Origin of the sequence: Candidatus Arsenophonus nilaparvatae (genome assembly GCF_045346035.1) — a bacterium.
GTDB lineage: Bacteria > Pseudomonadota > Gammaproteobacteria > Enterobacterales > Enterobacteriaceae > Arsenophonus > Arsenophonus nilaparvatae.
This window is the reverse complement of sequence record NZ_CP158507.1, coordinates 529263-553073: the sequence shown is the minus strand read 5'-3', so window position 1 is coordinate 553073 and position 23811 is coordinate 529263. Positions and strand designations below refer to the sequence as shown.

The 23811-nt window shown below is 56.9% G+C and carries 30 protein-coding genes and 5 pseudogenes; 3 read left to right on the top strand and 32 right to left on the bottom strand.

Translation table 11 applies throughout. The annotated features are described in order from the left end of the window. Positions 1 to 48: 48 nt before the first annotated feature. The 31 genes and pseudogenes from WH390_RS02795 to WH390_RS02645 all read right to left on the bottom strand — a co-directional run bounded on the left by WH390_RS02795 (position 49) and on the right by WH390_RS02645 (position 20879). Complete coding sequence (locus WH390_RS02795; protein WP_032116649.1) at positions 49 to 615, bottom strand: phage tail protein I; 567 nt, start codon at positions 613 to 615, stop codon at positions 49 to 51. After that, positions 605 to 1729 (bottom strand): baseplate J/gp47 family protein, encoded by a 1125-nt coding sequence (locus WH390_RS02790; protein ID WP_032116650.1) that lies wholly within the window; start codon positions 1727 to 1729, stop codon positions 605 to 607. The genes WH390_RS02795 and WH390_RS02790 overlap by 11 nt, the downstream gene beginning before the upstream one ends. After that, entirely contained in the window at positions 1720 to 2082 is a 363-nt protein-coding gene (locus WH390_RS02785) for a GPW/gp25 family protein (RefSeq protein WP_032116651.1), read from the bottom strand. The genes WH390_RS02790 and WH390_RS02785 overlap by 10 nt, the downstream gene beginning before the upstream one ends. 20 nt (positions 2083 to 2102) lie before the next feature. Next, on the bottom strand, positions 2103 to 2744 hold the full coding sequence (locus WH390_RS02780; protein ID WP_406850615.1) for a phage baseplate assembly protein V: 642 nt from the start codon (positions 2742 to 2744) through the stop codon (positions 2103 to 2105). Beyond that, entirely contained in the window at positions 2741 to 3925 is a 1185-nt protein-coding gene (locus tag WH390_RS02775; protein ID WP_032116653.1) for a phage late control D family protein, read from the bottom strand. The genes WH390_RS02780 and WH390_RS02775 overlap by 4 nt, the downstream gene beginning before the upstream one ends. Continuing rightward, on the bottom strand, positions 3913 to 4155 hold the full coding sequence (locus tag WH390_RS02770) for a tail protein X (protein WP_032116654.1): 243 nt from the start codon (positions 4153 to 4155) through the stop codon (positions 3913 to 3915). Before WH390_RS02770 ends, WH390_RS02775 begins: the two co-directional genes overlap by 13 nt. 16 nt (positions 4156 to 4171) lie before the next feature. Continuing rightward, entirely contained in the window at positions 4172 to 4651 is a 480-nt protein-coding gene (locus WH390_RS02765) for a hypothetical protein (protein ID WP_406850674.1), read from the bottom strand. Further along, positions 4636 to 5052, bottom strand: a complete 417-nt coding sequence (locus WH390_RS02760) for a phage tail protein (protein WP_406850673.1) — start codon at positions 5050 to 5052, stop codon at positions 4636 to 4638. The genes WH390_RS02765 and WH390_RS02760 overlap by 16 nt, the downstream gene beginning before the upstream one ends. Next, positions 5052 to 7435: pseudogene (locus tag WH390_RS02755) on the bottom strand (phage tail tape measure protein). Before WH390_RS02755 ends, WH390_RS02760 begins: the two are co-directional and overlap by 1 nt. Positions 7436 to 7566: 131 nt before the next feature. Further along, on the bottom strand, positions 7567 to 7890 hold the full coding sequence (locus WH390_RS02750; protein ID WP_406850618.1) for a phage tail assembly protein: 324 nt from the start codon (positions 7888 to 7890) through the stop codon (positions 7567 to 7569). Between the two features lie 22 nt (positions 7891 to 7912). Next, a complete protein-coding gene (locus WH390_RS02745) occupies positions 7913 to 8437 on the bottom strand; it encodes a phage major tail tube protein (RefSeq protein WP_032116658.1) in 525 nt (174 codons plus the stop codon). A gap of 35 nt (positions 8438 to 8472) precedes the next feature. Continuing rightward, entirely contained in the window at positions 8473 to 9909 is a 1437-nt protein-coding gene (locus tag WH390_RS02740) for a phage tail sheath subtilisin-like domain-containing protein (protein ID WP_406850672.1), read from the bottom strand. After that, positions 9906 to 10529 carry a hypothetical protein gene (locus WH390_RS02735; protein ID WP_032116660.1) on the bottom strand — a complete coding sequence of 208 codons (624 nt, stop codon included), beginning with the start codon at positions 10527 to 10529 and terminating at the stop codon, positions 9906 to 9908. The genes WH390_RS02740 and WH390_RS02735 overlap by 4 nt, the downstream gene beginning before the upstream one ends. Beyond that, positions 10504 to 10983, bottom strand: a pseudogene (locus WH390_RS02730) (Gp37 family protein). Before WH390_RS02730 ends, WH390_RS02735 begins: the two are co-directional and overlap by 26 nt. A gap of 11 nt (positions 10984 to 10994) precedes the next feature. Next, on the bottom strand, positions 10995 to 11459 hold the full coding sequence (locus WH390_RS02725) for a DUF1320 domain-containing protein (RefSeq protein ID WP_406850671.1): 465 nt from the start codon (positions 11457 to 11459) through the stop codon (positions 10995 to 10997). Beyond that, positions 11459 to 11812: a capsid cement protein gene (locus tag WH390_RS02720; protein WP_032116663.1), complete on the bottom strand. Its 354-nt coding sequence runs from the start codon at positions 11810 to 11812 to the stop codon at positions 11459 to 11461. The genes WH390_RS02725 and WH390_RS02720 overlap by 1 nt, the downstream gene beginning before the upstream one ends. 3 nt (positions 11813 to 11815) lie before the next feature. Beyond that, positions 11816 to 12751 (bottom strand): annotated as a pseudogene (locus WH390_RS02715) (hypothetical protein). Then, positions 12744 to 13433 carry a hypothetical protein gene (locus tag WH390_RS02710; RefSeq protein ID WP_406850670.1) on the bottom strand — a complete coding sequence of 230 codons (690 nt, stop codon included), beginning with the start codon at positions 13431 to 13433 and terminating at the stop codon, positions 12744 to 12746. Before WH390_RS02710 ends, WH390_RS02715 begins: the two are co-directional and overlap by 8 nt. Beyond that, entirely contained in the window at positions 13430 to 13762 is a 333-nt protein-coding gene (locus WH390_RS02705; RefSeq protein ID WP_406850669.1) for a hypothetical protein, read from the bottom strand. The genes WH390_RS02710 and WH390_RS02705 overlap by 4 nt, the downstream gene beginning before the upstream one ends. A gap of 283 nt (positions 13763 to 14045) precedes the next feature. After that, on the bottom strand, positions 14046 to 14300 hold the full coding sequence (locus WH390_RS02700; protein ID WP_406850668.1) for a phage virion morphogenesis protein: 255 nt from the start codon (positions 14298 to 14300) through the stop codon (positions 14046 to 14048). Further along, a complete protein-coding gene (locus WH390_RS02695; protein ID WP_406850667.1) occupies positions 14297 to 14500 on the bottom strand; it encodes a hypothetical protein in 204 nt (67 codons plus the stop codon). The genes WH390_RS02700 and WH390_RS02695 overlap by 4 nt, the downstream gene beginning before the upstream one ends. Beyond that, positions 14497 to 15330 (bottom strand): phage minor head protein, encoded by an 834-nt coding sequence (locus WH390_RS02690; protein ID WP_052044999.1) that lies wholly within the window; start codon positions 15328 to 15330, stop codon positions 14497 to 14499. Before WH390_RS02690 ends, WH390_RS02695 begins: the two co-directional genes overlap by 4 nt. Then, positions 15314 to 16774 carry a DUF935 domain-containing protein gene (locus tag WH390_RS02685; RefSeq protein WP_406850620.1) on the bottom strand — a complete coding sequence of 487 codons (1461 nt, stop codon included), beginning with the start codon at positions 16772 to 16774 and terminating at the stop codon, positions 15314 to 15316. Before WH390_RS02685 ends, WH390_RS02690 begins: the two co-directional genes overlap by 17 nt. Then, positions 16774 to 17274 (bottom strand): hypothetical protein, encoded by a 501-nt coding sequence (locus tag WH390_RS02680; RefSeq protein WP_406850666.1) that lies wholly within the window; start codon positions 17272 to 17274, stop codon positions 16774 to 16776. Before WH390_RS02680 ends, WH390_RS02685 begins: the two co-directional genes overlap by 1 nt. 5 nt (positions 17275 to 17279) lie before the next feature. Further along, a complete protein-coding gene (locus WH390_RS02675) occupies positions 17280 to 18089 on the bottom strand; it encodes a terminase large subunit domain-containing protein (protein ID WP_406850665.1) in 810 nt (269 codons plus the stop codon). Between the two features lie 21 nt (positions 18090 to 18110). Beyond that, complete coding sequence (locus tag WH390_RS02670; RefSeq protein ID WP_406850664.1) at positions 18111 to 18635, bottom strand: phage protein Gp27 family protein; 525 nt, start codon at positions 18633 to 18635, stop codon at positions 18111 to 18113. A 70-nt stretch (positions 18636 to 18705) separates the two neighbouring features. Further along, positions 18706 to 18948, bottom strand: coding sequence for a hypothetical protein (locus WH390_RS02665; protein WP_406850663.1), 243 nt, complete (start codon positions 18946 to 18948; stop codon positions 18706 to 18708). Positions 18949 to 18950: 2 nt separating this feature from the next. Beyond that, entirely contained in the window at positions 18951 to 19274 is a 324-nt protein-coding gene (locus tag WH390_RS02660; protein WP_032116670.1) for a hypothetical protein, read from the bottom strand. Beyond that, complete coding sequence (locus WH390_RS02655) at positions 19271 to 19894, bottom strand: hypothetical protein (protein WP_032116671.1); 624 nt, start codon at positions 19892 to 19894, stop codon at positions 19271 to 19273. The genes WH390_RS02660 and WH390_RS02655 overlap by 4 nt, the downstream gene beginning before the upstream one ends. Then, positions 19887 to 20523: pseudogene (locus WH390_RS02650) on the bottom strand (transglycosylase SLT domain-containing protein). Before WH390_RS02650 ends, WH390_RS02655 begins: the two are co-directional and overlap by 8 nt. Before the next feature lie 2 nt (positions 20524 to 20525). Continuing rightward, a complete protein-coding gene (locus tag WH390_RS02645) occupies positions 20526 to 20879 on the bottom strand; it encodes a putative holin (protein WP_032116672.1) in 354 nt (117 codons plus the stop codon). A gap of 277 nt (positions 20880 to 21156) precedes the next feature. On the opposite strand from WH390_RS02645, the gene WH390_RS02640 reads away from it, so the two are divergent. Further along, complete coding sequence (locus WH390_RS02640) at positions 21157 to 21924, top strand: DNA adenine methylase (RefSeq protein ID WP_032116673.1); 768 nt, start codon at positions 21157 to 21159, stop codon at positions 21922 to 21924. 532 nt (positions 21925 to 22456) lie between these two features. On the opposite strand, the pseudogene WH390_RS02635 reads toward WH390_RS02640, so the two are convergent. Further along, positions 22457 to 22874, bottom strand: a pseudogene (locus WH390_RS02635) (DUF3102 domain-containing protein); the annotation flags it as partial. Positions 22875 to 23126: 252 nt separating this feature from the next. On the opposite strand from WH390_RS02635, the gene WH390_RS02630 reads away from it, so the two are divergent. Together WH390_RS02630 and WH390_RS02625 are read left to right on the top strand one after the other, a co-directional pair. Next, positions 23127 to 23360, top strand: coding sequence for a hypothetical protein (locus tag WH390_RS02630; protein WP_032116674.1), 234 nt, complete (start codon positions 23127 to 23129; stop codon positions 23358 to 23360). A gap of 57 nt (positions 23361 to 23417) precedes the next feature. Continuing rightward, positions 23418 to 23738: an Rrf2 family transcriptional regulator gene (locus WH390_RS02625; protein WP_032116675.1), complete on the top strand. Its 321-nt coding sequence runs from the start codon at positions 23418 to 23420 to the stop codon at positions 23736 to 23738. Positions 23739 to 23811 lie beyond the last annotated feature (73 nt).

Genomic DNA, 23811 nt, shown 5'->3' with positions numbered 1-23811 from the left:
CATAGTGTAGTCTGTTTTTGTCTATTCATTAAGTATTTTTGCATACCCTTAACTGCTGCCATGATTATAGCGCCCGTGGTAGGTCGTTTGATTGTTATAGCGCAACGGAACCGCCGTATAATCCAGCGCCACCAGTTCGCTCCGCGCCGGCGCAAAGGCCGCGAGCGTCTCGCGTAATCTGGCCGCCTGGTCATTGGTGATCAACGTATTGAGTACCACCCGATATAGCGCCCAGTGCGTCTCGCCATCGGGATACGCGGTGGCCTGTTCCGGTTTAAGGGCCGCTCCCCCTTCGGTTATCGTCACCTCCCCAAATCCCAGCGCCCGTATCATGGCGCGAATCGACCAGGGGGTGCCCTTATAGCGATGCAGCGTGATGGCCGATTTCAGCATCGCACGGCGGGCATCATCCGATTCGGCTAAATGCCAGCCATTAACCCCGGTTAACGCCAGCTGCTCTGCCAGCCAGGGCAAGGCCGACGCCTCGGTCATGTCCAGCAGATAAACCAGCAGCGGCGTCAGGTCAATCTGCTGCAACCGCGCCGCCTGTGCCGCCAGCCCCTGAAAATGTTTCTCTGCCGCCAGCAGCGGCGGTAACAGGCTGTTATCGGTCATCGCCGCTCTCCGTGCCCAGGGTCAACTGAATGTCGCTACAATGCGCCCATTGCTGTGCCGACAGTACCGTCGACTCAAGGGTAGTGAAACTCGTGAGCTGCACCCGGTAAACGCCCGGCACTGACAAGGCAGCGATAATCTGGCTGGGCACAATATCCCGCCCCAGCTGTTTAGCCTGGCGGGCCACATACTGCTCAGCGGCCTGCCACGCCTGTTTCAGTACCGGCTCGCCTGGCTGGCTGGCATAACAGGTCAGCTGTGCGGTAATGGTATAGTCAACCTTTTCAGGGGCCAGCACCTGCACTGTATCATTCAGCGGGCGCACCCGCTCTTCCGAGCACAGGGCCGTCACCAGGCTGAGCACCGTCTTGTCCGGCAGCCCGCTGGTCAGCAGCGGATACAGGTTGACCGTGCCGGGTTTCGGGCGGGTCACTGCCACATCACAAATCCCCGGATGGGCACTCATGGCATGAAAGCGGTAGGCTTCACGTGAACCAGCGGTGCTGAAGGACGCCGGAGCCAGACGGATACGGTTGCGTAGATGCTCATCGTCTTCAACGTCTGAGCCGCCTTCGCTTGGCGTGGTATTAGTGACCTGAATATCCCCGTCATCGATGGCCTCCATCAGGGTGCTGATTTGCGCCGGTTGCCAGCCGTTACCCTGTATCCCTGCCTCGCTGCAGGTCGCACTCACCGTCACCCGGGATGCCGTTGGCGTCAGCCTGACTTCGCTGTCGGTGGTAAATAGCAGGCTGTCCGTGGCGCTGAGCCGTGTACCGGCCGGTATCGGTATCGTCAGCGAGGGTGCGACCGCCAGTGAAAATTGCACCGTGGTGCGTGCCGGTTGAGCCGGTAAACGGTAAACGCCGACCAGCTCGGCCAGATAGTCCAGCATTGGCGCACGGGCAAAGGCCACCAGGTTTTGTTCGGCGGCGGATTGAATGGCACTGCGCACCAGGGTTTCCCGGTAGGCGAACAGGTCAATCAATAGCCGCTCCGCCTGCGCCGGCCACAGGGTTTTACCGCTGGCCGCTTCATAGGCCGCAATCATCTCGCGGGTAATGGCTTGGGCGTCTGCGTTCACAAACTGCGGTTTCTCAAGGGTTAACGCCATGCCACCTCCGTTTGTGCGTTGACCTGACTGCCCGGCAGTCGCCAGCGCAGCAGGAGATTCACCCGCTCACCCTGCGCATTAAGCCGCACCTGATGTAATTCGCATCGGGGCTCCCAGCGTTTGATGGCCTCCACCGTTTCCCGTACCACATGCGGCAAGGCGCGCTCAGTGGGCATATCCAGATAACGATGCAGATCACTGCCAAAATCCGGTCGATGCGGGTCGCTGCCTTTTGGGGTGCCTAAAATCAGTCGCAGGCACTGCTGAATATCCTCGACGCCACTGACCCGTTCACCCGATACGTGCAGCGCGGGTTGCCAATCTACGGCGCTGAGGACGGTCATTGTGTTCATCAAACGCGTTCCTCCCTCGCTTATAACGGCTTGCCGGTGGGTTTACCGTCATGCCCGTTGCTGTGTTGATGCTGTTGCAGCGACACCCGACCTGCCTGGATATCGCCGCTGGCCTGGAGCGTGCCGTCAATGATGGCTGTCGCGCCACTGCCGCCCGAACCGCTCATGCCGCCCTGGTAAGTCAGTTGCTTTTGTACCGTCAGGTTGCCCGTCGCGACCGTATCGGGTGCATCCAGTAACAGGGTGTGACTTGCCTTCACCGTCGCATTTTGCGTTTGAATGAGCACAGTGGCCTGGGTGGTCAGCGTCAGGGTCTGTATATTGCCGCCGATAGTCATCGCGTGGTTTTTGCGGTCATACTCGACAAAAGTCCCATCGGCAAAATCTACCCGCCGCTTATCGCGGCTCGCCACTGTCGGGCGGTCTATCTCGGAATACACCGCCCCTAACACCACGCCGTCATCGCCGTCAGCATCCAGCAGCAGGCTCACCTGTTCACCCACATCGGGTAGCCCGTAATCCTTGTTATCCTGGGTGTTGCGTTGCAATACCGGCAGCCAGGCGGTGCGCAGGTTATCACAGGTCGGCAGCCGTACCCGTACCCGGACGTTTTGCTCATCAATCTGGCTGATGGTACCGAACATCAATTGCAGTCCTTTCATGGTGGCTTTTCTCCGATTGTCATCTCTTTTTCACTCAGCGGCCCCACGCTGCCATCGGCTTTCACCCCAATCACCTGTCGGGGCGCAGGCTTATCCGCGCGAGTCGTTTTCCTGTTGGTGTGCGCCATCGGCCCCTGGCCCAGGGTGAGTTCACAGGTGTACCCGCTTTGGCGCGATAGGGCATGGCGAACTTCAGTAATCAGCCACACCCCGGACAGGCGACCAAAATCGGCCAGGCGCACGGTTAACCCGGCTTGATACGCCGTATTGCCGGCCAGCGCTACCGTCGCCACCCGTTGATATTCATTATGCCGGTTCAGCCCCGCACACACCTTGGCAGTCGCTTCTTCCCGGCTCCGTGCCCGGCTGTGCAGTCTTAAGGTATCGGCGCTGGTTGAACGTCCCTGTTTTTGAGGAGCCGTTTCTCGCGCCACGTCGCCTATCGTGCCATCGGCCTTGATACCGACCGTGACCAGTTGTTTGCGCTGGCTGTCCTGGTATTTCACCTTGCCCTGCTGGTAGATACGGTTAAGCGTATCGCGCAGGCTGTAATGGCTGACGGCTTGCGGGGTAATGACGTTAACTGGCAAGGCTTCCCGCAATCTGACGCGCTCAGAAAAAATCAGCCTGCTCGGCGTGACTTTAACGATATAGCCGTATTCCTCGGCCAGTCGGCGCAAAAAAGCCAGGTCGGTTTCATGTTGCTGCGTGACCCGGTCAAGGGGCAGCGGCGCAATCTGCCCTTCCAGTGTCAGGTGGTGTTTTTGGGCAATCCGGCGGGCGATGGCCGCCAGGCTGGTCTGCTCAAACGCCCGGTAGCTCCGGGTTCGCAGCGCGGTGGTCACTGAAGCGGATAACCCACGCAGCGACACCGTATCCGGCGGGCCACTGAGTTCTATTTCATCAATCGAAAAGGTGCCACAGGGACGTAATGGCGTGCCGACCCTGCCGAGCGCCAATGAGAGCGTGTCGCCTTTACCCGGATACCAGGCCCCACGCCATCGCCCGGCGCTGTCTTCCAGTTCGACCGTCAGCTCATCAGACTGGCCACTGAGCTGATCGGTAAAGCGGATCCCGAGCACGTCCGGGGTGATATCGTGCGTGATGTCCTTTTGGCCATAATGCAGGGTCCAGGTCGGGGCCGGTACCGCCTGCTGTCTTTGTGTCGTTAACGTAACCATGGCGGCGTCTCCTCCACGGTGTCCTGCGCGTTAATCAGCGGTATAGCCAAGGTGATGCCGGCAGGCAACACCGGTGTAATGGGGATATCAGGATTGGCGGCAATGATCCGCACATAGCCCAATGCGTCACCGTAATAGTGGGCGGCCAGCGTATCCCAGCGCTCGCCCTCACGGGTAATATGTTGCCAGACACCTGGCTTATGTTCTTCTTCATGTTGACTTGCAAACATCGGCCTGTTCTCCTTTTTAGTGACGCGTCACCAGATGGCTCGTCAGACGGCTCAGCACCGGGGCGACGTCGTTCCAGGTACTGAGGGCACCGCCCACCTGACCGGCCACCGTATCCAGTGCACCGGGCAGTGCCTGGCCGGTACCGGGGGTCAGAGTACTGAGCGTGTTTTTCGCCTGGCTGGCCGTGGTCGCCACCTTGCCCGCCGCACGGGTCAGGTGACTGGCCGCAGGAAAATGGGCTTCCAGGCCGGCCAACAACGGCTGCGCCTGTATCAACGGGGTGGCCACCTCACCTAAGCTAGTAATGACCCCAGGGACGCGCGTTAACGCCGCGACCGGATCCGTTTTCATCTGGCGCGCCACCCGGATCGCCTGTGAGGCCGTAGCCAGTGCCGACTGCGCCTGACGGGCCAGACCCATCGCCCGCGATAGCGGTGTACCGCTGCCGATCGCCGGTGTTAGCCCGGCGGCTTTTCTGTTCAGTGTGGTGGCCATCGCCGGCGGCTAAGCGGCTGGCGCAGATCGCCGGTAAATTCACGCAGACTGATATCGACCTCCAGGCATTGGGCGATACCGTCGGCATGGGCTAACAGCGTGCGACCGGTAAGCGTGCTGATCACAAAATGCCCCAGGTACTCGCCATTGCCGAGCACAAATGCCAGTGCCTGATGGGCACGACAGGCGGCCTGTAGCCGTTGCCATTGCGCGGTCGGTTGACAGTACTGCTGATGAAATCGCACGCTGAGGCGATATTCATCCCCTTTATCGCCGACCCACTGCAGGCCGGGCTTACGGCCAATGCGCGCCTGTTCGGCAAACTCACCGCCGAGGGTCGCTTCCAGTGCGGTAAAGCCGGTCTGTAGCTGCACTTCAATCTCACCCAGGATCGCCAGCATCAGTAAAAGTCCCTCCGTTGTTGTTGGTGCATCAGCTGCGCCAGGCGTTTTTCTAGCTCACGCACACTGATAGCCAGGGCTTCGCGTAACGCCGCTGGGGCCGCCTGGGACTGACCGTTTATCACAATCTGTGGGGCAAAGGTGATCTGTATGCCTGAAAATGCCTTCCCCTGACCGGCAGGGGGGATTGGGGTATCAGGCCAGTGGGGCACACGCGGGGAGGGCGGTTGCATCAGCGGCATCAGGCCGCCAACGGCGCGTTCTAACGCGGGCGTGGTACGGGTAATGCCCACCACCGCCCCCTGCACAATATTGTCCCCCAATCCGGCAAAGACCCGTGAGGGACTGTGTATGCCCAATGTCTCCTTAAACCAGCCTGAAACACTGTCCCCAAAATTGACAATCGTCTCTTTGGCGGCGGTTAACCGACTTTTGATGCCATTGACCAAACCCTCAATCAGCTGGCGACCCGCATCGGTAAAATGGGCAGGCAGTTCAATGTTGAAATAGCCCATCACCCCGGCGAAGGCTTTATAGAGCAGCCCCAGCGGCGACCCGTTAAGGATAAGTGCACCCACATCAGCAATACCGCCGGAAAACGCCTGTTTCACCTCGGCCCAGCGGGCCTGAAGAAAGCGCTTATCGGCGTCCAGTAGTGGTAAATCAGGTAAGCGCCGGCGGCAATCGCGGTGATAGTCAGGCCGATAGGGTTAAACATCAGTGCTCGCCCCAACCACAGCAGGGCATGACCAGCCAGGCGCAGGCCCGTCACCAGCCCACCGGCCAACACCTTACCTAATCGTCCTACGCTGCCTGCGAGTCGGCTTAAGCGCCCACCCATGCCGAAAGCACTCTGGAGTAACAGCCAGCCGGTACGCAGCCGGGTAAACCCACCCCACAGCAGGCGTATCGGCGAACCCAGCAGATTGAACGCCAACCTTGTGGCCAACAATCCCCCCTTAAACAACAGGAGCGCCCCCACGGTTTTGGCGATACCGCTGACCAGTTGAGGGTGGGTTTTGACCCAACCACTGGCGGCATTCAGATAAGGCAGAACCGTTTGCGTTAACGACAGTACGGCGGGGAGAGTGATTCACCGATACTCAGTGACAGCTCTTGACTGGCAATGCCTAACTTTTTCATCTGCTCAATCGGTGAGGCCAGCCGTTTTTTATAGTCGCCCAGCAGCACATTTTTATCGGCTGCCTGTAAATCGTCTGCGCGCATTTGCCGGTACTTGTCCATATTCGCGAGCATCGGACGCACAAAGGCCATTACCTGCATATCGGCAAACAGTTCACCTAAGCCAAAGTTCTGCTGCAGGGCCAGTAACGCCTTATCGCGCGCGGTATCGTCCTGCAGCGCCATCGCTGATTTAAATTGTGCCAGCGCCTCGGGACTCTTTTGTGCCAGATAGCTTTGCAGGGTATTCATCATCCCTTCAATCGGCGAAATCCCGTGCACTTTTGTTGCATTAAGGACTTTTCAATATCGATACCGACATCCGCAAAGCGTTTTGGGTTTCCAGGGCAAACACCTTTTCGAGAAAGTTTTTGAGATTATTGGCTGCTTCATCGGAGGTGCCTGCCCCCATCCTGGCTATCTGCAAGGCAGAGACCAGCTCCGCCACCGCCTCTTTACCCTCAGCAATGCCTTTCATCTTTGGGGCCAGCTCGGGCAACCACTTCACCTGGTCAGCGATTTCAAATGACCCGGCCTTACCCCCTTGCGCCATGATGTTCTGTACCGCGGCAAAATCTTTCGCGGCAATGCCCAGCGACTGCTGGGTGGTCACCGCCGCCTGCGCCCACAGTTCAGCGGAGGTGCGGGTGGCGGTTGCGCCTCGGGCGATGTGTGGCAGGTAGGCGCGAATATCGTCCAGGCTGTCAATGTTATTGCCAATAAGCGCACTGGTGGCGGCCTGTAAATCGGACTGGGTCTGGTTGTATTGCTGGCTCCAGGCGCGGATATCGTTACCCATTGCCGCCTGGGTGGCACCGTCGTAACCGGCGGTGATCCCCATATCGACCAGGTTGTCCTGAAAGGTCATCGATTGTTTAACCGACGGCGCGACCGCACCCACCGCTGCCGCCGTGGTGGCACCTAACGCCAGACCTCGCCCCATTAAGGCGTGATGCTGTTGTCCGAGACGGGAAAGCGTCTGACCCACCCGACCCAGCTCACTATTGAGGCTACGTGCTGCCTGCACACCCAACTGACCGTAACGAGTGACCGCCTGGGTCAGTTGTTGCTGACGGGATTGCAGGCGATGGGTGGTTTCACTCAGGCTATTGAGGCTACGCCGTGAATCGCCCATCGCTGAGCGAAAGGCACCGGCCACCGCTCCTTTGATCACCACCCCAATCGAAAATGTGCTCGACACTGCGTCACCTGCCTCTGTTACACCCGATCACTCTTTATCGGTTTGCCCCGCGTTGCCCGTGCTCCTGCCGGATTTGGGCAGCCGCTTCCTGTAAATAGTCCTCAAACTCCATCACCGTCAGCGCATCCAGCTCACTCGGCTGCCAGCGGAACCATCTCGCCAACAGCGCCTGTGCCTGACGCAGTGCCTTCGGCGAGTGCATCCAGCCCCGCAAACTGACGAAAGTGGCCTTGCAACTGTTGATAATCTACCAAATCCATATTGTCGATATCTTCCGGTATCAGGCCGGTCATGCGGGCAATCAACAGGCTGTCCCAGTCATTGACGTTTTCACTTAAGCGACGTACCGCCTTGATGTCACTGACCTTGAGCCGGTTTAAGCTGACCTGGGTTAGCCTTTCACCACTGCCCAGGGTATAAGGGTATTGCAAACGATAATGAATACAATCTGTCATCATCACTCCTCGGATTGTCAGGTTAAGCACCCAGATTGGCGCGATAATCGGTGAGCATATCTTCACCGTTGATTTTAAAAATATTGGCGATCACATCCAGCTCCAGCAGCACCTGGCCATCCATCACCTGCTTGATATAGCTGCAGGTAAAACTACTGCTCATCTCCGGCACCTCGTGCTGCTTGAAGCTGCCCAGACTATTTTTGCTGAACATCACCGTCATAAACACCGCCACCGGCAGTTCATCCTGGCGACCCTGTGCCGGGTTATAGCGCTGCAGGCTGCCGCGACATTGCAGTGGATACGCCTTGAAGGGATTGGCGGTACGCAGGGCCACCTCTTCATACAGACTGGTCCAGTGAATTTCCCCTTCCAGCTTGTCAAACCCCGCCGGTAACTGAATTTTGCCTATCATCCCCAGCGCCTGATGCTCCTGCTGCACCACGTTGATTTCCGGTAGTTTGATTTCTTTTGCCCGACCTATCAGACTATTGCCGTCCAGATAGACATTGGCATTGGTCATAAAATGCAGTGCATTACCCGCCATGACGCGCTCCTTCTTCTGTTTTTGCTGTCTGGTTATCATGATGAGACCTTGCTTTTCAGTATCGTCAGATAGTCATCGGTGATTTCTGTTTCAAAGGTCAGATGCTCCATGGGTGGCGGCGGGGTGTATTTGTAATTCAGTTTCAACTGCCCCAGACTGAGCGCATCCTTGGTGTTGTTCGCCGGGTCATACCAGCAGTGAAAGCCCAGCAGCGCCCCATCGGCAATCAACCTCCTGCCATAGCCATTGACCGATTCGGTCAGCGCATCAATCAGCCCCTGATTAATGGGGCGATCAATATATTGCAGACTGAAATGGCGGATAGACTCATTAATCATGTCCCCGGTGCGCCGCACATTTTCAAAATTCTTCAGATGCGTCACGGTCGGCCAGGCCGCCGTGCGGTTGCCCCACAGGCGTAATCCGCTACCAAAACTGTTAAATACCGTGGTAATGCCGTTCTGGTTAAGCAGATTGACCTCGCTATTGGCATCGTCAATACGCGCACTTAACAGGCGCTCAATCCCCACAATGCCCATCAGCGCCTGATTGGAAGACGACCACCAGAACCCTTTTTCACGGTCAACTTTGGCCCGCAGACCCGCCGCGCGTGCCGACAGCGGCTCCAGGCGAGTCTGGTTTGTTGCCTTGTCATAGACCTTGACCTGCGGATAACACAGGCGCACCCGATCAGAGGCGGTATTAAAATTAATCGTGCCTTGTGGCCCCCGTCCAGCGATGGCCTGGGCAAACGTCGTCCCCGCCGGAGCATCAATATAGGCGATGGCTTCACATTGGTGTGCCAGGGCTATCATAGCGGTGGCCACCGCATTTTGGTGCGAGAAGCCGGACGCAATCAGCAGCTTCGGGCGAAAACCAAACAGGCTGTCGGCATTTTCCAACGCTTTCATACCGGTACGCTGGTCGGCGGCATTGGTGGTGCCCAGAATGTCAGCAGCGGTGATTTTTGAGACATCCGGCGTATTATAGGTGACACTGACGGTGGCCCCCTGGGCAATACCGCCGGTGGTGACACGGATGACTTTGCCGGTTGCGGCGGCCACGGTATAGTCGGTCGCTACCTGATAGAGGGTCTGCCCATCGGCGCTTTTCACCACCATATCACCCACGGGTAACTGGCTCAGTGTGGCACTGTGGTGCGTGCTATCGAAGGTGACACTTTCTGCGGTTATCGTTTTCTGATGGCTTTTGGGATCAAACACATTGACCACCAGAACCGTCCCGACACCGTGGTCATAGATAGCGCGCAAGGCTTGCGGCAGGGTAAATCCACTTCGCTCATCGCCAAACTGCGCGGCATCCTTTTCCGATGTACACAGGGTCAGGGTATTGACCGGGCCTGTGGGCGCGGTACCGACCAGGCCAATCACGGACGATTCTCCCGTTTTGACCGGACGAGTCCCGCGTTCAATTTCCAGCGTATCAACGCCGTGATGGTGTTCTCTACTCATGGGGTGACCTCGTTACTTTTTGTGTCTAATGGCCCTTTGCCGCGTTTTCTGGCGGGCATCACTAACGCTGTGCTGACCGGCGCTTCGACGGGCCGGGCCTCATCAGCGGGAAGCGCCACGGTGTCGCCCGATGAGGTGATTGCCTGTGCCAACGGTGCCGTCATGATGGGGTCGACGGGGGTTGCTGCTTCCTGACCCAGAAAGGTTAAATAGCCCTGGGCTTCCAGCCCCAGCACATAATCGTTATCCATCGGCAGGGTCACTTCCTGACCCGGCCAGAACATCACATCCAGGATGCGGCCATCCGGTAAACGTAACGAAGCACCGCCCATCTGTTCGCCGTCATAACGATAACGGGCCGGTTTGCCAGTCGGCTGCTGGGCCTGTTGTGATCGTTGTTCAAAATCAGTCAACGGTTTTGGCGGTTCAACGGGCGTATCGGGATAATCAAAGCCCAGGAAGGTCAGATAGCCCTGCGCTTCCAGCGAGACAATAAACGGATGATCGACCGGCACATCGACCACCTGACCGGGATAAAACATCACATCCTGGGTACGGCCATCAGCCAAACGCAGGGCCGCCCCATTCGGGGACTCACCGTTGTAGCGAAACTTCGCCATAAGCCACCTCGTTATTCTCTGTCTTCATGATATCTTCCCGGGTACGCGGTAAGGCCTCCTGCGGGGCGTCCTGCACAAACCAGGTTTCGGTCGCCACCGTCAGCGCGTATTGCCATAAACCCTCGGATTGCCCCAAAAGACCTCATCAATCAACCACAGCGGGCGGCGACAGTCCGGCGGCATAAAGCCCCACGGCCTGACGCAGGGTATCGAGGGTGGCAATCGCCCCGTCGTTACCGTTAAGCTGGCGCATCACCAGGGTCAGCGTGAAATGCAGCACCCGCGGCTGGAATACCATGCCCACATCCTCAATGTCGCCAAAACGTGAGCGGGCAAAACTGAGCAGCACCGCACCGAGTGGATGGTTAAGATGAAAGCGTTCCGGCTGCTCAGGGAAGAAGGTGACCTCCAGCTGCGGTAAGCGTTTTGTCAGCAGGCCCAGGAGGGCGCGCATGATATCGAGCGTCATTCAAAGTCCTCCAGTAAGCCGCCGGGGCCGCTAAAGCGCGCCGGACGGGCATAAACATGAAAAGCCCCCGGCTCGGAGAGCACCTGACCACTGGCGGCGATACCTAACGTCAATTTTCCGTCGCGCAAGGCTTCCAGCATTTTTAAGCTGCCTCGATAAACCTCTTTTATGGCTTCCGGCAATTGGCCTTCGGGACGACGCAGGTACAATCGATGGCTGACCAGATTGACCGCCATATCGCGCAGTACCGTGGGAACGGTTTCCAGTGGCAATACATAACGACCGCGCAGATGGGCATCAATCAGCTCATCGGCATAGCGAATGGCATCGTTCAGCACCTTGTCGTTAATCACATTGGGCAGGCCACCCATCAGCGCTTCGCCTGAGACATCCTGCGTCAGCTGAACCAGCGTATGACGGGAGAGCAATTGCCCGATATCCTCCAACGTGCAGTAGGCCATCAGATACCTCTGACCATGCGGATAATTTCACCCGCGGCAGTGGCCGCATCCAGAGCCACCCCCACCGTTGAAGCGGGCAGCCCGCCACCGGTTAATGCACTTTCCGATACCACCCGGCCTTCACTGTCGGCCTTGAGCAGCTCGCCCGCGCTAATCGCGGCGCCGGCCTCTACCGCCATGATGCCCAGCACATTAATCGGTACGCTGTCGCCTTTTTTACCGGAGACCTCGGCGACACCGAGTTCCGTCCCGGTGCCCTTAAAGGGTTTTGCCGTTATGCCCACCAGACGATGGGCGGTTAAATCTTCCACCGCCACGACGGTGGTGGTGAGTACCACCTGTTGTGTCACCATCTTTTACGCTCCTTTAATGCCGCTAATCAGATAACCGGCTTCACTGCCCACCACCGCTACCTTGTAAATATCGGTATAGCGGATATTGACCACCTTGCCGCCAACACTGTCAAAGCGGTCGGCCAGCGGCATCCCTGCCGGCGGAAGGTATAGCCAAAGGAAGGCATATGCTCATCGGCGCTATCACTGCCTACTGACGGAAAATTGACGACATGCAGCATCAGGTTGTCTTTCCACAGGTCGGTGGTGCTTTTACCGTCTTTCGCCAGCTGAACGGGTGCGCCAATCAGCACCTCATCCACCTGGAATAAATCTTTTAAAATCTCGGTGGTAATACGCTTGCGTTCATTGCCGCCCAGCGCGTCTTGCAGCACCTTATGGAAGCGCAACAGTGCCATCACGCTCGCCCCCATGGTAATGACGTTGGGGCGCAGGCCGATATTGGCCCGGACCACTTCCATCCCGGCTTCAATCTCTTTCAGTGGATCGCCATTTTTCTTGTTCCAGGCGGCCTCGCCCGTCAAGGCTTTGGTGGCGTTGCTGGCATAGACCGACGCCGATTGGGCCAGCTCGGCGACATACTGCTCACGGCGCAGCAAAATACCGTCGGTGGCGCGTTTAATCGCCTTGATTTCTTCATTGAACATCGATTCCGCCTGTTCGCGGTAATCGACCGGCACCGCCAAATCATGCTCATCGAGCACGATATCGGTGAACGCCTGTTTCTCTCTTAACAGAATATTGCTGTTGGCCCCGACCGCGCGTTTGGTTTCATACAGCGCCAGCCGTCCTTTACCAAAGGTCGGCACCTTAACCCTTCCTTTTCTACCCTGACGAGAGGAAACAGCTTTTCCCCAATCAGGCTGGCATTGCGGTATTCAGCGGCAATGTGGGTCAGCACCGGGTCGTTGGCCCGTTTGCTTTTAAATAATCAGACATAGGACTCTCCTGACAGGCAGCGCTTCACCGCCGCTTCGTAAGGGATGGACTCACGCGCCTTAAGCGCCATGGCCTGTTGATGCAGCGTATCCGGATCGGATGCCCGCTCACTAAAGGTCAGACTGTTTTGCGGCGTGTTGCCTCTTCCCGGCACCGCCCGCTGACTAAAATCAACCAGCGGGGTAGCGCTGGTAAACAGAGACTTGACGGCATCAACCAGTGGTTGCGTTTTGCTGCCCTCACTGAAGGTCAACGCCTGCTCTTTGCCAGACAGCGCATCCAGTAACGCCACCATCACCGCTTGTCCGGCAGGGGCCAGGCGTGCTTCATTAATCAGACTTTCGGCAAATGCCACATTGACCTCGTGGGCGACGTTGGCGGCCTGCGCGGCCTTTTCAGCCTGATGGGCGCTAATCTGTTGCTTTAAGGCGGCGTTCTCGGCTTGCAGCCGTTGATTTTCGGCTCCATTTTTTTCCACGGTAAGGTTCTCCGTTGTCAGGGGTGGCGTGATGAGCCTCGGCTCAGAAAAGGTGCTGGTCGCGGTGGTTAAGCGGGGCGTGTCAGGCTGGGTGCGCAAATAGTGACTAAGGAACGCCCGTAAGCGGGTAAACAGCGGATCGTGATCGCACTGCATGTCTTCACTCAACACGACGACCCCTTCTTCGCCTTCACTAAAGGTCACCGGCTTAAGGCCCTTGACCGCCGGCGGCTGGGCGCCAGGAAACCGACGTGTTGCAAATAGTAAATACCGGGCACCGGATTATGGGGGGAATCCGGCGCATAAAAGGCGGCTGAGATTTTTTTGTAACGCCCACTGACCACGGATTCGCTAAATGTCGGCTCCAGTTGCTGGGGTTCGGCTATCAGTGAGCGTCCTTGCGCCGACAGCCGTTTGATCCAGCCATAAGCGGGTGCATTGGTCGTCGGATGACCGATCACTATTGGCGCTTCATGCAAAGCCGGATCATAGGCATTCGCACAGACATGCAAATCGTTTTCACTAAATGTCACGCGGTCACCGGCTCCGGTAATATAGTGGCCTGGCTTGAGAATATGCAGGGTTTCATGGCACCTCCATTGACTATCATGCCAACAGTCTATGTCGGGTTGTCTGATTTCCCTTTTAAAGGGCTTTAAAGATTTTCATTTGCGTCTTTTTTGAAGACAAATGAATGACGAGGCGGCTATCAGAAATAACCGCGTCAGGAAGGGGTTTATAAAGCTTTATAAAGGGCGGAAACGCGCTCGGGTATCGCGTTGTATCCTTTAAGCACCCGAACGCGTCAAGCAGCGCTTAGCGGAGGCTAGCCTGTTGCAAATAATCAATCACTTCATCGAGCAGCTGGCGTTTGACTTCAGCCTGTAGCTGTCCCGCCTCGGATACCGGCAGGTAAGGGCGCGGCGGCAGCGTCACTGACCCACCGCGCCCCGCTTTCCCACCCAATTGATGAAGTCGGGCATAAACGCGATGGGTGCCGACCCTGGCCTGATGCGCATCATATTCCGGCGTTACGCTGCGGCGCAAATACCCGTCACGTGAGAGCGTCATGCCCTGGCGGGCGAGTGCTGCGACCGACGGTTGCCAGCGTGGCCGCCCTGTTCTTCAAAATTAAGGTCGGTAGCCGTTTTCAGCGTTTCAGACCAGCGGCGCATCAGTGGCGTCAGGTCATAAGCGGCGTTCTCCAGTTGCTTCAGCGCCTGTTTCAGGTCGTTATCGGTTATCTCAACCGACAGGAGGGTGGGTTTCATTGAGTGCCTCCGAGTGCTTTGCTAGCGACGGCGTGTAACGGCCCCTGATAGCGGGTTAAGTCCGGTCGATACCCTTCACCGGGGTTATACGACCAGCCGATATCCGGGGAAAACACCGTATGATTGTCGAGTGTCAGCTGGGCCACCGGCTGCATTTCGCCGGTTTTGCGCGAGACCACCTGCAACGACCAGCGCAGGCGGTCGCCGGACGTTTCCACCGTGAGTCCTCGCGCTTTGATGTCCCGTTCAGACAGTGCAATCACGCTGCAGCGACAGCGCCAGCCATTGGGCGGGTAGAGTGCACGCCATACCGGGTCATCGGCAGAAAACACCCGGCCATGCAGTGCCAGGTGGCTTTTGCGGGTGCGGTTATCGCGTATTGCCACATACATCCAGTAGGGACGCGCCGCAACATTCTCCCGCATTTCTGCCCAGCGCCCGGCGTTGTACAGGGTAGTCAGATTGGTGCGGTAAATGGTCTCCAGTCGCTGCGGACTGCCTAATTGCACCGTCACCGGCTCCCCGCTCACCGGGTCGGTGTTTGCCTGTTCCCCCCACCATCCCTTGGCCTGCAGTGTTGGGGTCAATTCACGGGCAAACCACTGGCCGGTTTTGCCTTCCGCCAGAGTGGTTTCCAGCGCCTGATAAATGTCCTGCAGAATATCCAGTTGTGTCACCTTGGCCACCGTCGCGCTCTGCGCATGGGCGGCTTGCCAGACGTCCTGCCAATCCCAGGAAAAGGTAAAGCCTTTCGCTTTTAAGTAGGCTATCGCCCGTTTGGGCGGCAGGCTAAACAGTGCCGTCAGTTCGTTATCATTGAGTGTTGGCATGTAACCTCCCCCAGACGTTGGCAACAAACATCACCCGGGCCAGGGTTTCCTGGAGGGCGTCCGCCTGCATCTCGGGGTAAAGTGCGGCCAGTTTTCCCCTCAGTTCGCCGGGGGAAATACCCGATTTTACCGCGTCAAATAACGGGATGAGCAGCGGTTGCAGGGTGTTGTCCAGCGTGCCGTTTTTCATCAGGCTGTCCAGTGCCCGGTCAAGCTGTGCCTGGGCATCAGACGCGGTCTTGGTTTGTTCCTCAGCAAAGGTCAGCGCGGGTGCGGAGGGAGCAGTGGCTTTTGGCTCGCTTTCCATCAGCAAATCCCCCGGTTGCAAGCCATATTCACGCTGATAGTATTGCGCGCTGAAAAAGCCGGCGGTTTGCGCCAGACTCAGGTCACGCTTGGCCTGCACCTCATCGATGGTCTCCTGCTCCCACAGTCGCCACACGGGCGCGGGCACATCACCAAAGTTCAGCTCAACCAGCCAGCGGAGTATCTGGTTTACCGCACTCATTACCATCACCGCATCGCCATCGCGGATATCGGCGGCCACTTCCAGCCCGGCCTGGGCGGAAGCGTGATTGGTTTCGGCTTCGGTAGTCTGGTTCTGGCCCAGCAGCGCAATGGTGATTTCGCTGCGAGCCATCTCAATCAGGTCTTTATACAGACGGCTCGACGCGCCTTTGGTGGCGGGCTCCTTGAATTCAATGCTGCTGTCATCCGGGATAACCGCCACCGCATCCTGCACCATCTGCTCGAGGGAGTGCAGCAGCGGGCTGATATGCGCCTGGTCCTGGCTACGCGGATGATACCCCACTACCCAGGGGGTGCCGTACTTCTCACTAAAGCGCATCCAGAACGACCAGCCGGCTTTCTTGAACGTCACCGGCCAGAAGCACAGCGACAAATCCGCAAACCCGTAGGGGTTATCAAAGGTGGCGTCTTGTGTCGCCACCACAAATTTGCGCGGCGGTAATAACTCGCCCGCCAGGCCGGACTGCGGTGCCTGAAAGCGCAGGCGATTCTCGGTATCAAAGGTAAACCACTCCGGTGGCTTGCCCACCACATCGGTGACCACCAGATGGCGACCGTCTTTTGCCCAGCTCAGTTCGGCGGGTTGATAGCCAAAAAAGGCCGCCTCCAGCAGTTCACCGATGATGCGGTTCATGTCCCACTGCGCCAGGGTCTGTTCAATAAAGCGCAGCACATGGGCGGGCGCTTGCCCTGCATCCAGTCCGCGCTCCAGGCATTTGACCGCCGATTTGCGCCGCCGGATACTGCTACCCACCAACGGCTCAGCGCGTAACTGGCGGTAGACGCTAATCGCCTGGCCTCTGGCGCGTAATATCGGGTCGGGATTGGGTAAATGGCCAAACAGTTGCCCCAGGCCCGCCGGACTGCGGGCACGGGTAGCAATGTCACTGAACAACGCTTTTTTATCGATAATCATCAATATCCCTCCAGCAAGGATGAGGCCTGCCGTGGGCAACAGGAATAAGCGCGCACCGGGCCGTGCGGCTGGTCGGCGGCGTTAAGCGCTAAAAACAGCGCCCAGGCACGGTCAGCGTGCCCGGCGGCATCGCTCTCGGCCACAAAACGCGGCGCGCCAGTCGGACTCATCACTTTTTTCAGTTTATGCAAATCGGCGCGTAACGCGCCATCGCCCTGTGGCAGTCGCAAGCGCCGGTCTTCAAAGACCTCTTTACCGCGTGTCGCCAGCGTCAGCTTGTTTCTGGGCGTGAATAACACCCCTTCGACCCGCGTGCTGCCATGACGGCGTTTGGCATCTTCCACCGGCTTTTCGCCGAGACCAGTCTGGTCGATGCAGCAGCGCAGCACCCGGTAGTGGGCAAAGACCCCATCGAGCAGTGCATCCTGCTCGGCAAACGGGGCACGCTTGCGGGTAATGATGTCGCGCGTCCAAACCACATCGCCCACCTGCTCAATCACCCAAATCACAAACAGGTCGTGGCGCAGACCGATATCGACCCCGACAAAACAGGGGCCACCTGATAGTGCTCAGGCTTGCCGGCCTGCGGGTGCTCTACGCCATCAATCAGATCATAGGAAAGCCAGCTTGATGCTTCATCCAGCCAGTGCAGTTCAAATTCCTGCGCCCAGGCGTCTTCATCATTGAGCGCCTGTTTGAGGGCGGCCACATCCCGTGGCAGGCCGTATTTGACCGCTTGGTAAATGTCGACCCGATGGCGCGACCAGACGCTGTCCAGCGACGGGTCGGTCATCAGTTCATAAAACTTGTTGCCCTTGCCATTCGGGGTGGAAGTGACACGCAACTTGTAGCCGTTTGATATTACCGGAAACAGCGCGGCCCAGATTTTGCGACTGTCAGCATGAAAGGCAAATTCATCGAGAAACACATTGGCGGCAAAGCCGCGCGCCGTATCGGGGTTCGCCGGGAGTGCGGTAATACGTGAGCCGCCGGGTAGCTCCGCCTCTAGCATGGTATAACGTTCGCTGCCCGAGCCTTTCACGCTGCCTTCGATTTCACGGATGGCCAGACCGTACGCCTGACAATGCTTTTTGACCCCTTCTTCCATCGCCTCTTTGGCCTGGCGCTCGCCGCGCGATAAAATCACCCAACGCGCCGACCCACCGAGGGCTTCCACCCTGAGACAGTCATCGACAATTTCCAGCGTGGTGGTAAAGGTCTTACCGGTCTGGCGGGCAAAACAGCCAATCTTGAAACGCGCCGGATCCAGCATCCAGTGTTGCTGATACGGGTAGAGTGTCACGTTTTTGCTCATGTGATAATCCCATAAATTTCTTCACGCACCCGCTTCAGGGTCTCCAGACTGACATGTCCTTTGCCTTGCTGCGCTGCTTCCAGCTCCAGCGTAGCCATTTCCGCGCTGATTTTTTAAGCTGGCCTTACAGTTTTTCAGACTGACGCTGGCATGAATAATCGGGGCCAAATTTTTCGCCATGCGGGCAAAACGTTCAGCCCGTTCAACCGGCGAGCCCGCTTCTTCCTTGATGGTTTGTGCCTCCAGCAGGCTATTGAGTAATTCAGTCTGCACCAACGCCATAATGGACTCTGAACGGGTATCCTGGTCATCCGGCGCACCCTTGGTCAGTTGCCGCGCCGCTTCAGTCGCGTCACGAATAGCGGCAAAGCGGCGTTGCACCTTCTGGCCATAGCGGGAAATCTGCGCCCGACCGATGCTGTACCCTTTATCCCGCAGCAACGTCTCCAGCTCGCGGTAGCCACTGAAATTGCGCTCGGTCAGCGCCCGGTCGAGCCATTCACGCACCGAGACGGGCAAGACTTCGATATGACTGCGCGGTGCCATCGTCACTCTCTCCAGTATTTGGCCGGGCGGGCAATGCCGGGGATATCGTCGGTGACGTATTCCACCAGATTCACCCTTCCGGCATCAGTGTGGCGGTCCATGAGCGTGCGGGCGGTCGGGTCAGGCGAACCAGGCTTAAGCCCTCAAGGAACAGCAACTCTTTTTGCAGCTCCAGCATGGTCATATCCGGGTAGAGCGAATGGCCCACATCCCACAGCAGCCGGTCATTGGCCGGATAGGGCCGCGCCTTGTTGACCACCTGCAGTAACACCCAGCGCAACCCTTCACGGCGCGCCTGTTCGGTCTCTATCATCGTTATCCTCCTGCCACCTGACGCAGTTGTATCGTTTCCAGCTTCTGGTAAATCGCGTCAAGCCGTGACTCCACCACCTGCTGATAATGAATAAATTCGTCGCGCCGGACGTAACGCTCCGGCACCTCTACTTTGAACTCCAGCACCTCGCGCTCAAGGCGTACCCCTTTATCGGACGCCTCGCGCATCAGACGCTCCAGTGACGCAAACCGTTCGGTCTGACGCTTTTCGGTCTCCCGGATAAACCACCGTGCCAGCCCCGCGAGAAAGCCCGCCAGCCCAAACAGATAGCTCACCAGTACCCAGAAATCGACCTGTAATGTCATGGTTGTGATCCTTCTATATAATCCAGTAATCCATTTACCTGTGCCCGCCAGACCTGGCACTGTTGCCCGTTGTCGGTGATATTGGCGAGGATATCGCGCTGGGTAACTGGACTCGGGGTGTGTCGCTCGCCAGGGGTCTCAGCTGACCGGGTCGTGTTGCCAGTGCCGCCGGCAGCAGCGGCAGGGACTGAACCGTCAACGTCTGACAGCCCGAGGGCGGCGTTGTAGTGCTGCACGAAGCCACGAGTAAATACGCAGGCCACAGTATGTGCCTGGCCTTTTTCATCCTGCCAGTGTTGGGTAACGTCATCTATCCGCCTGGTTAAGTGTCGGGTTTTGTCACGAAGCTGCGCAATACGATTCAGATAGTCCTGTTCAGCCTGATGCGCCACCTTCACCTGATGGGTAAAACGCTGTTGCAAAGCATTTAGGGCTTGTGCGGCCTGCTCGGCGCGCTGTTTTTCCTGCATGGCAAACGTCTCGCGCAGCTGACTGAGGGTTGCCGCGCACCGTTCGGTTGAGCGAGCTGCGCCTTGTGTGTAGCCGTGCCACCAGATGCCCGACAGCAGCGCCATCACCAGCACCCTGCTGAGGCTTTTCAGGCTGACTGCACTAAACACAGCTTGCCCCTCCCCAGGTCAGATAACGCGGTGCCAGGGCTTTTAAAATACGGCGGGGATAATGGCGATTCTCGCGCCAGGCACTTGCGCCGCGTCCGGCATTCACCCGCTCAATGCTGTCAAACCAGCGCCTGCCATCGAACCCCTGCTGTTTCGCAAGACGGCGGTCACGCTGTACCCAGCCCAGGCCGCCGTTGTAGGCCGAGAGCGTCATCGCCATGCGCTCACGCATTTACCGCCGACACGCGTTGCCATAGCCAGTGATCGAAACTCACCACCGCACGTAAACTCCAGCCGGGATTGAGGGGTGCTTTGGCCGCCAGCCCTGGCATTAACGCCCCAATCCAGGCGGTGGTCGTGGGCATAAACTGCCCCAGCCCCTGCGCCCCAATGGTATTGGTGATACCCGGCTGCCAGCCACTTTCGTGGTCAATCTGGGCGGCAAAATCCGCCACTGGCGCATTAAGGCCCCATACCAGACGGGCGTTGCGTATCAGGTCAGCCCGGTATGGCAGTGCTGCGGGCGGGGGATGGGCGGCATTCGCATCAAAGGCACCACCCAGCAGTAGCATCAGCAAAAAGAACAGCATCATGCCGGGTGGTTTATTGGGGTGTTGGTGATAATGCATACTCACAACCCCATCGCCACACTCAGACACACCGCCGCCACAATCACCGCTCGACGCAGTTGAGCGGCAGCAAAGACCTGATGGCAGCCGCCGCGCACCGGATGTCGACCTTGTGCTACCTCCGGGTGGTCATGGTGCAGGTATTGACCGGGTCGCGCTTTGGGGAACAGCGAACGGTCAAGCCAGTAACCGACCACCGCTGCCAGGGTAATCAAAGCCAGCTTATAGACGACCACCGGCAATTGCTGCGGCGACACCAGGCCAATCACCAGCAACAAACCGGCCGCAGTGAGCAACCAACCGCCGAGACGCGGGGTTTTAAAGGGTGTCAAAGTCAATTTTTTTCGGATTTTCATCACCATCTCCCTGAGAATCAGGCCGACAGTGTCGCAGGACAGTGCGCCAATCGCTTTTAAAGCGGTTTACTAGTGGGAGGATTGGTGAACGGTTAGGTTAGGCGCAGTGATTAGCCCCGAATGGGGCAAGGGAAAAAGCGCGACCCACCCGGTGCAGGAACACCGGACAGGCCGTCAACACACAGACACGACCTGTGAGTCAACCGTGGCGCTTTCCGTTCTCGAGAACAGGAAAGAGTCTACCTTAATTTCCATTAGTGAAAAAGGCTTACAGACAATGCAGCAAAATTTTTTACCGATACTGCCCTGGATAGGCGGTAAACGGCGGCTGGCAAAACAGATTTTACCGCGCTTTCCTGCGCATACCTGCTACGTGGAGCCGTTTTGTGGCGCAGCCGCGCTCTACTTTATGAAGTCACCCAGCAAAGCGGAAGTGATTAACGATATCAACGGCGAGCTGGTCAATCTCTATCGGGTACTAAAACACCATCTGGAAGAGTTTATGCGCCAGTTTAAATGGGCGCTGGTCAGCCGGGCGATGTATCACTGGTTAACCATCACCCCAACCGAAACCTTAACTGATATCCAGCGGGCCGCCCGTTTCTATTACCTGCAAAAACAGGCATTTGGCGGCAAGGTGGCGGAGCACACCTTTGGCGTGACCACCACCACGGGGCCACGCCTGAATCTGCTACGCATGGAAGAAGAGCTGTCGCTCGCGCATCTGCGATTATCACGCACCACCATAGAACAGCTGGACTGGGCCAGCTGCATTGCCCGTTATGACCGTCCGCACACGCTGTTTTACTGCGACCCACCGTACTGGGGGACAGAAGGCTATGGCGTGGATTTTGGCCTGGAGCAATATGAAAAATTAGCGGGTATGGGACGGGATTTAGCGGGCATGATGATTATTTCAGTCAATGATATTCCCGAGATGCGGGCAGTGTTTCGAGGCTTTGTGATGGAGAGTGTACCAATTCGTTATAGTCTCAACAGCAATCAGCCCACCCAACGGCGTGAGCTGATTATTACCGTTAAATAACCCTCTCCGCTGCAACGGAGAGGGATGGGTCATGCGCGGCTGCGGGCGGCTTTTTTCTCTGCCATTGCAGCCAGGGTACGTTGTGCCACCTCGCGTGTTTCACCGGGGATATGGCGGAACGTCGTCAATAAAGTTGCCTCCTCCTCATCTCTTACCACGTCGAGTGCACTGGCTTCATCACTGCGCTCACCAGTGATCAAGTAATTAACATCAACCCCTAATGCTTTAGCCGATACCAGATAAGCCGCATCAGGATGCCGCTCACTTTTTTCATAGTTGTATTGAGTGAGTTTTTTGACTCCGCACCGTTCGGCGAAGATCTCCTGGCTAAGCCCCAATCGCAGGCGCTCTGATTTAAGACGATCTCCCACCCCTTCGAGTGTCAGTGTCACCCACTGCTGGGTATCGAGTGGTGCCTGTTCATCGCTCGTAGCAGCCGTAGACGTTTTGCCAGCCAGTTGCTGGCTTAGTTGTTGCAACTGCTTCTCTTTTTCTGCCACCAGTTGCTGACTGCGTTTAAGCGCCGACTCATCTTTACGTAATGCCGCCCGTAATTCCCGTACCGACATCCGGTCAACGTCATCTAGCGTCAATCCGGCGATGGTGCCGCCTTCGGCTAAAACATCTAGATCCTCATCATTTTCAGTTAATAATTCATAAAGTTTAGCTTTTCCTAAAACGCCTAACGTTGCGCGTTTTGGGGCTTCAATTCCATTACCTAAAAACTTTAGGCTTGCCTGCATCATTCTGCGAGCTGTTTGCGGTATAAGCCCTAAATCCTTTTCAAGGATTTTTGTAAATTCCCCATGAGGTTCATTCTCTTTAAGAATAATCAGCCGCTTCCCGGCCTCCAGCATCGCCTCGGCACTTTGCGCCATATAGAAGCGCGCTTCATGCACAATGCGTTCCCTCTCATAGGGTAGCCCATCCCCAAAACGCGCCATCACCTCCTGTTGAGCGCTGTTTTCTGCCTTTTTTCAGGGTATGCAATTGCCCCCCCCCGCAATCGTGATATTGTCCGCCGTACTGACAGACAGGCTGGTTGTCGCTTTTTCTTTGCCATACAGGTCTCCTTTAGGCCGATAACAGCCCGTGGTCTTTAACGGTGATAGAAAACATACAAAAACATATAAAAAAGACTTTACATTATTTTGAATGCTATTGTATATTTATTTTTAACTTTTTATAACGGAGATAACACCATGTCACTGCAACACCCAGCCGACTTTAAGCGCAATTTTTACGAGCATATCTATCAGCAATATCCTTCGGTCGCTAAGTGGGCACAGGAATATGGTTTTAAGCCTCATGACATCTATGTGTTACTGAATGGTGCTTGCCAAGGCTCACGCGGAAAAGCCCGTAAAGTAAAATGCGCTATTGAACAGATAGTTGGTTCACCCATGCCATACAGTAAAAAACGCCATAAAAAATAACATTCGCCTGTTTCACTGACGGTAACACAATTTCCATTAATGAAAAAGAGGCATTCGATGAAAAACACCTTATTACTGCACCCCTCTTCACGCACACGGCGGGCGCTGCGTATTTTGAAAGCCATGAAAGGGCATTACCGCGACGGCCTGTCCAATAAAGCCCTGGCGGCGCTAATCAATGACTCTGCGGCCAATATCAGTCGCACCCTGCCATTTTTAGTGGAAGAAGGGATGATTGAGCGGCGCTTCAATGGGAATTACGCCTTGAGTGAAGAATTGATACAGATTGCCCTTGCCTTTTTTGATGAAACCGAACGGGCACAAATCAAGATGGCAGAAAGGCATGGCCGCTGCGTAGCCTCATCGTCAAAACTGTAAGAGGACAAAATAATGGGTAGAAAAGCATTACCGATGACGGCTGAAATTGCCCCCGAACAACCGTTGGCACCGG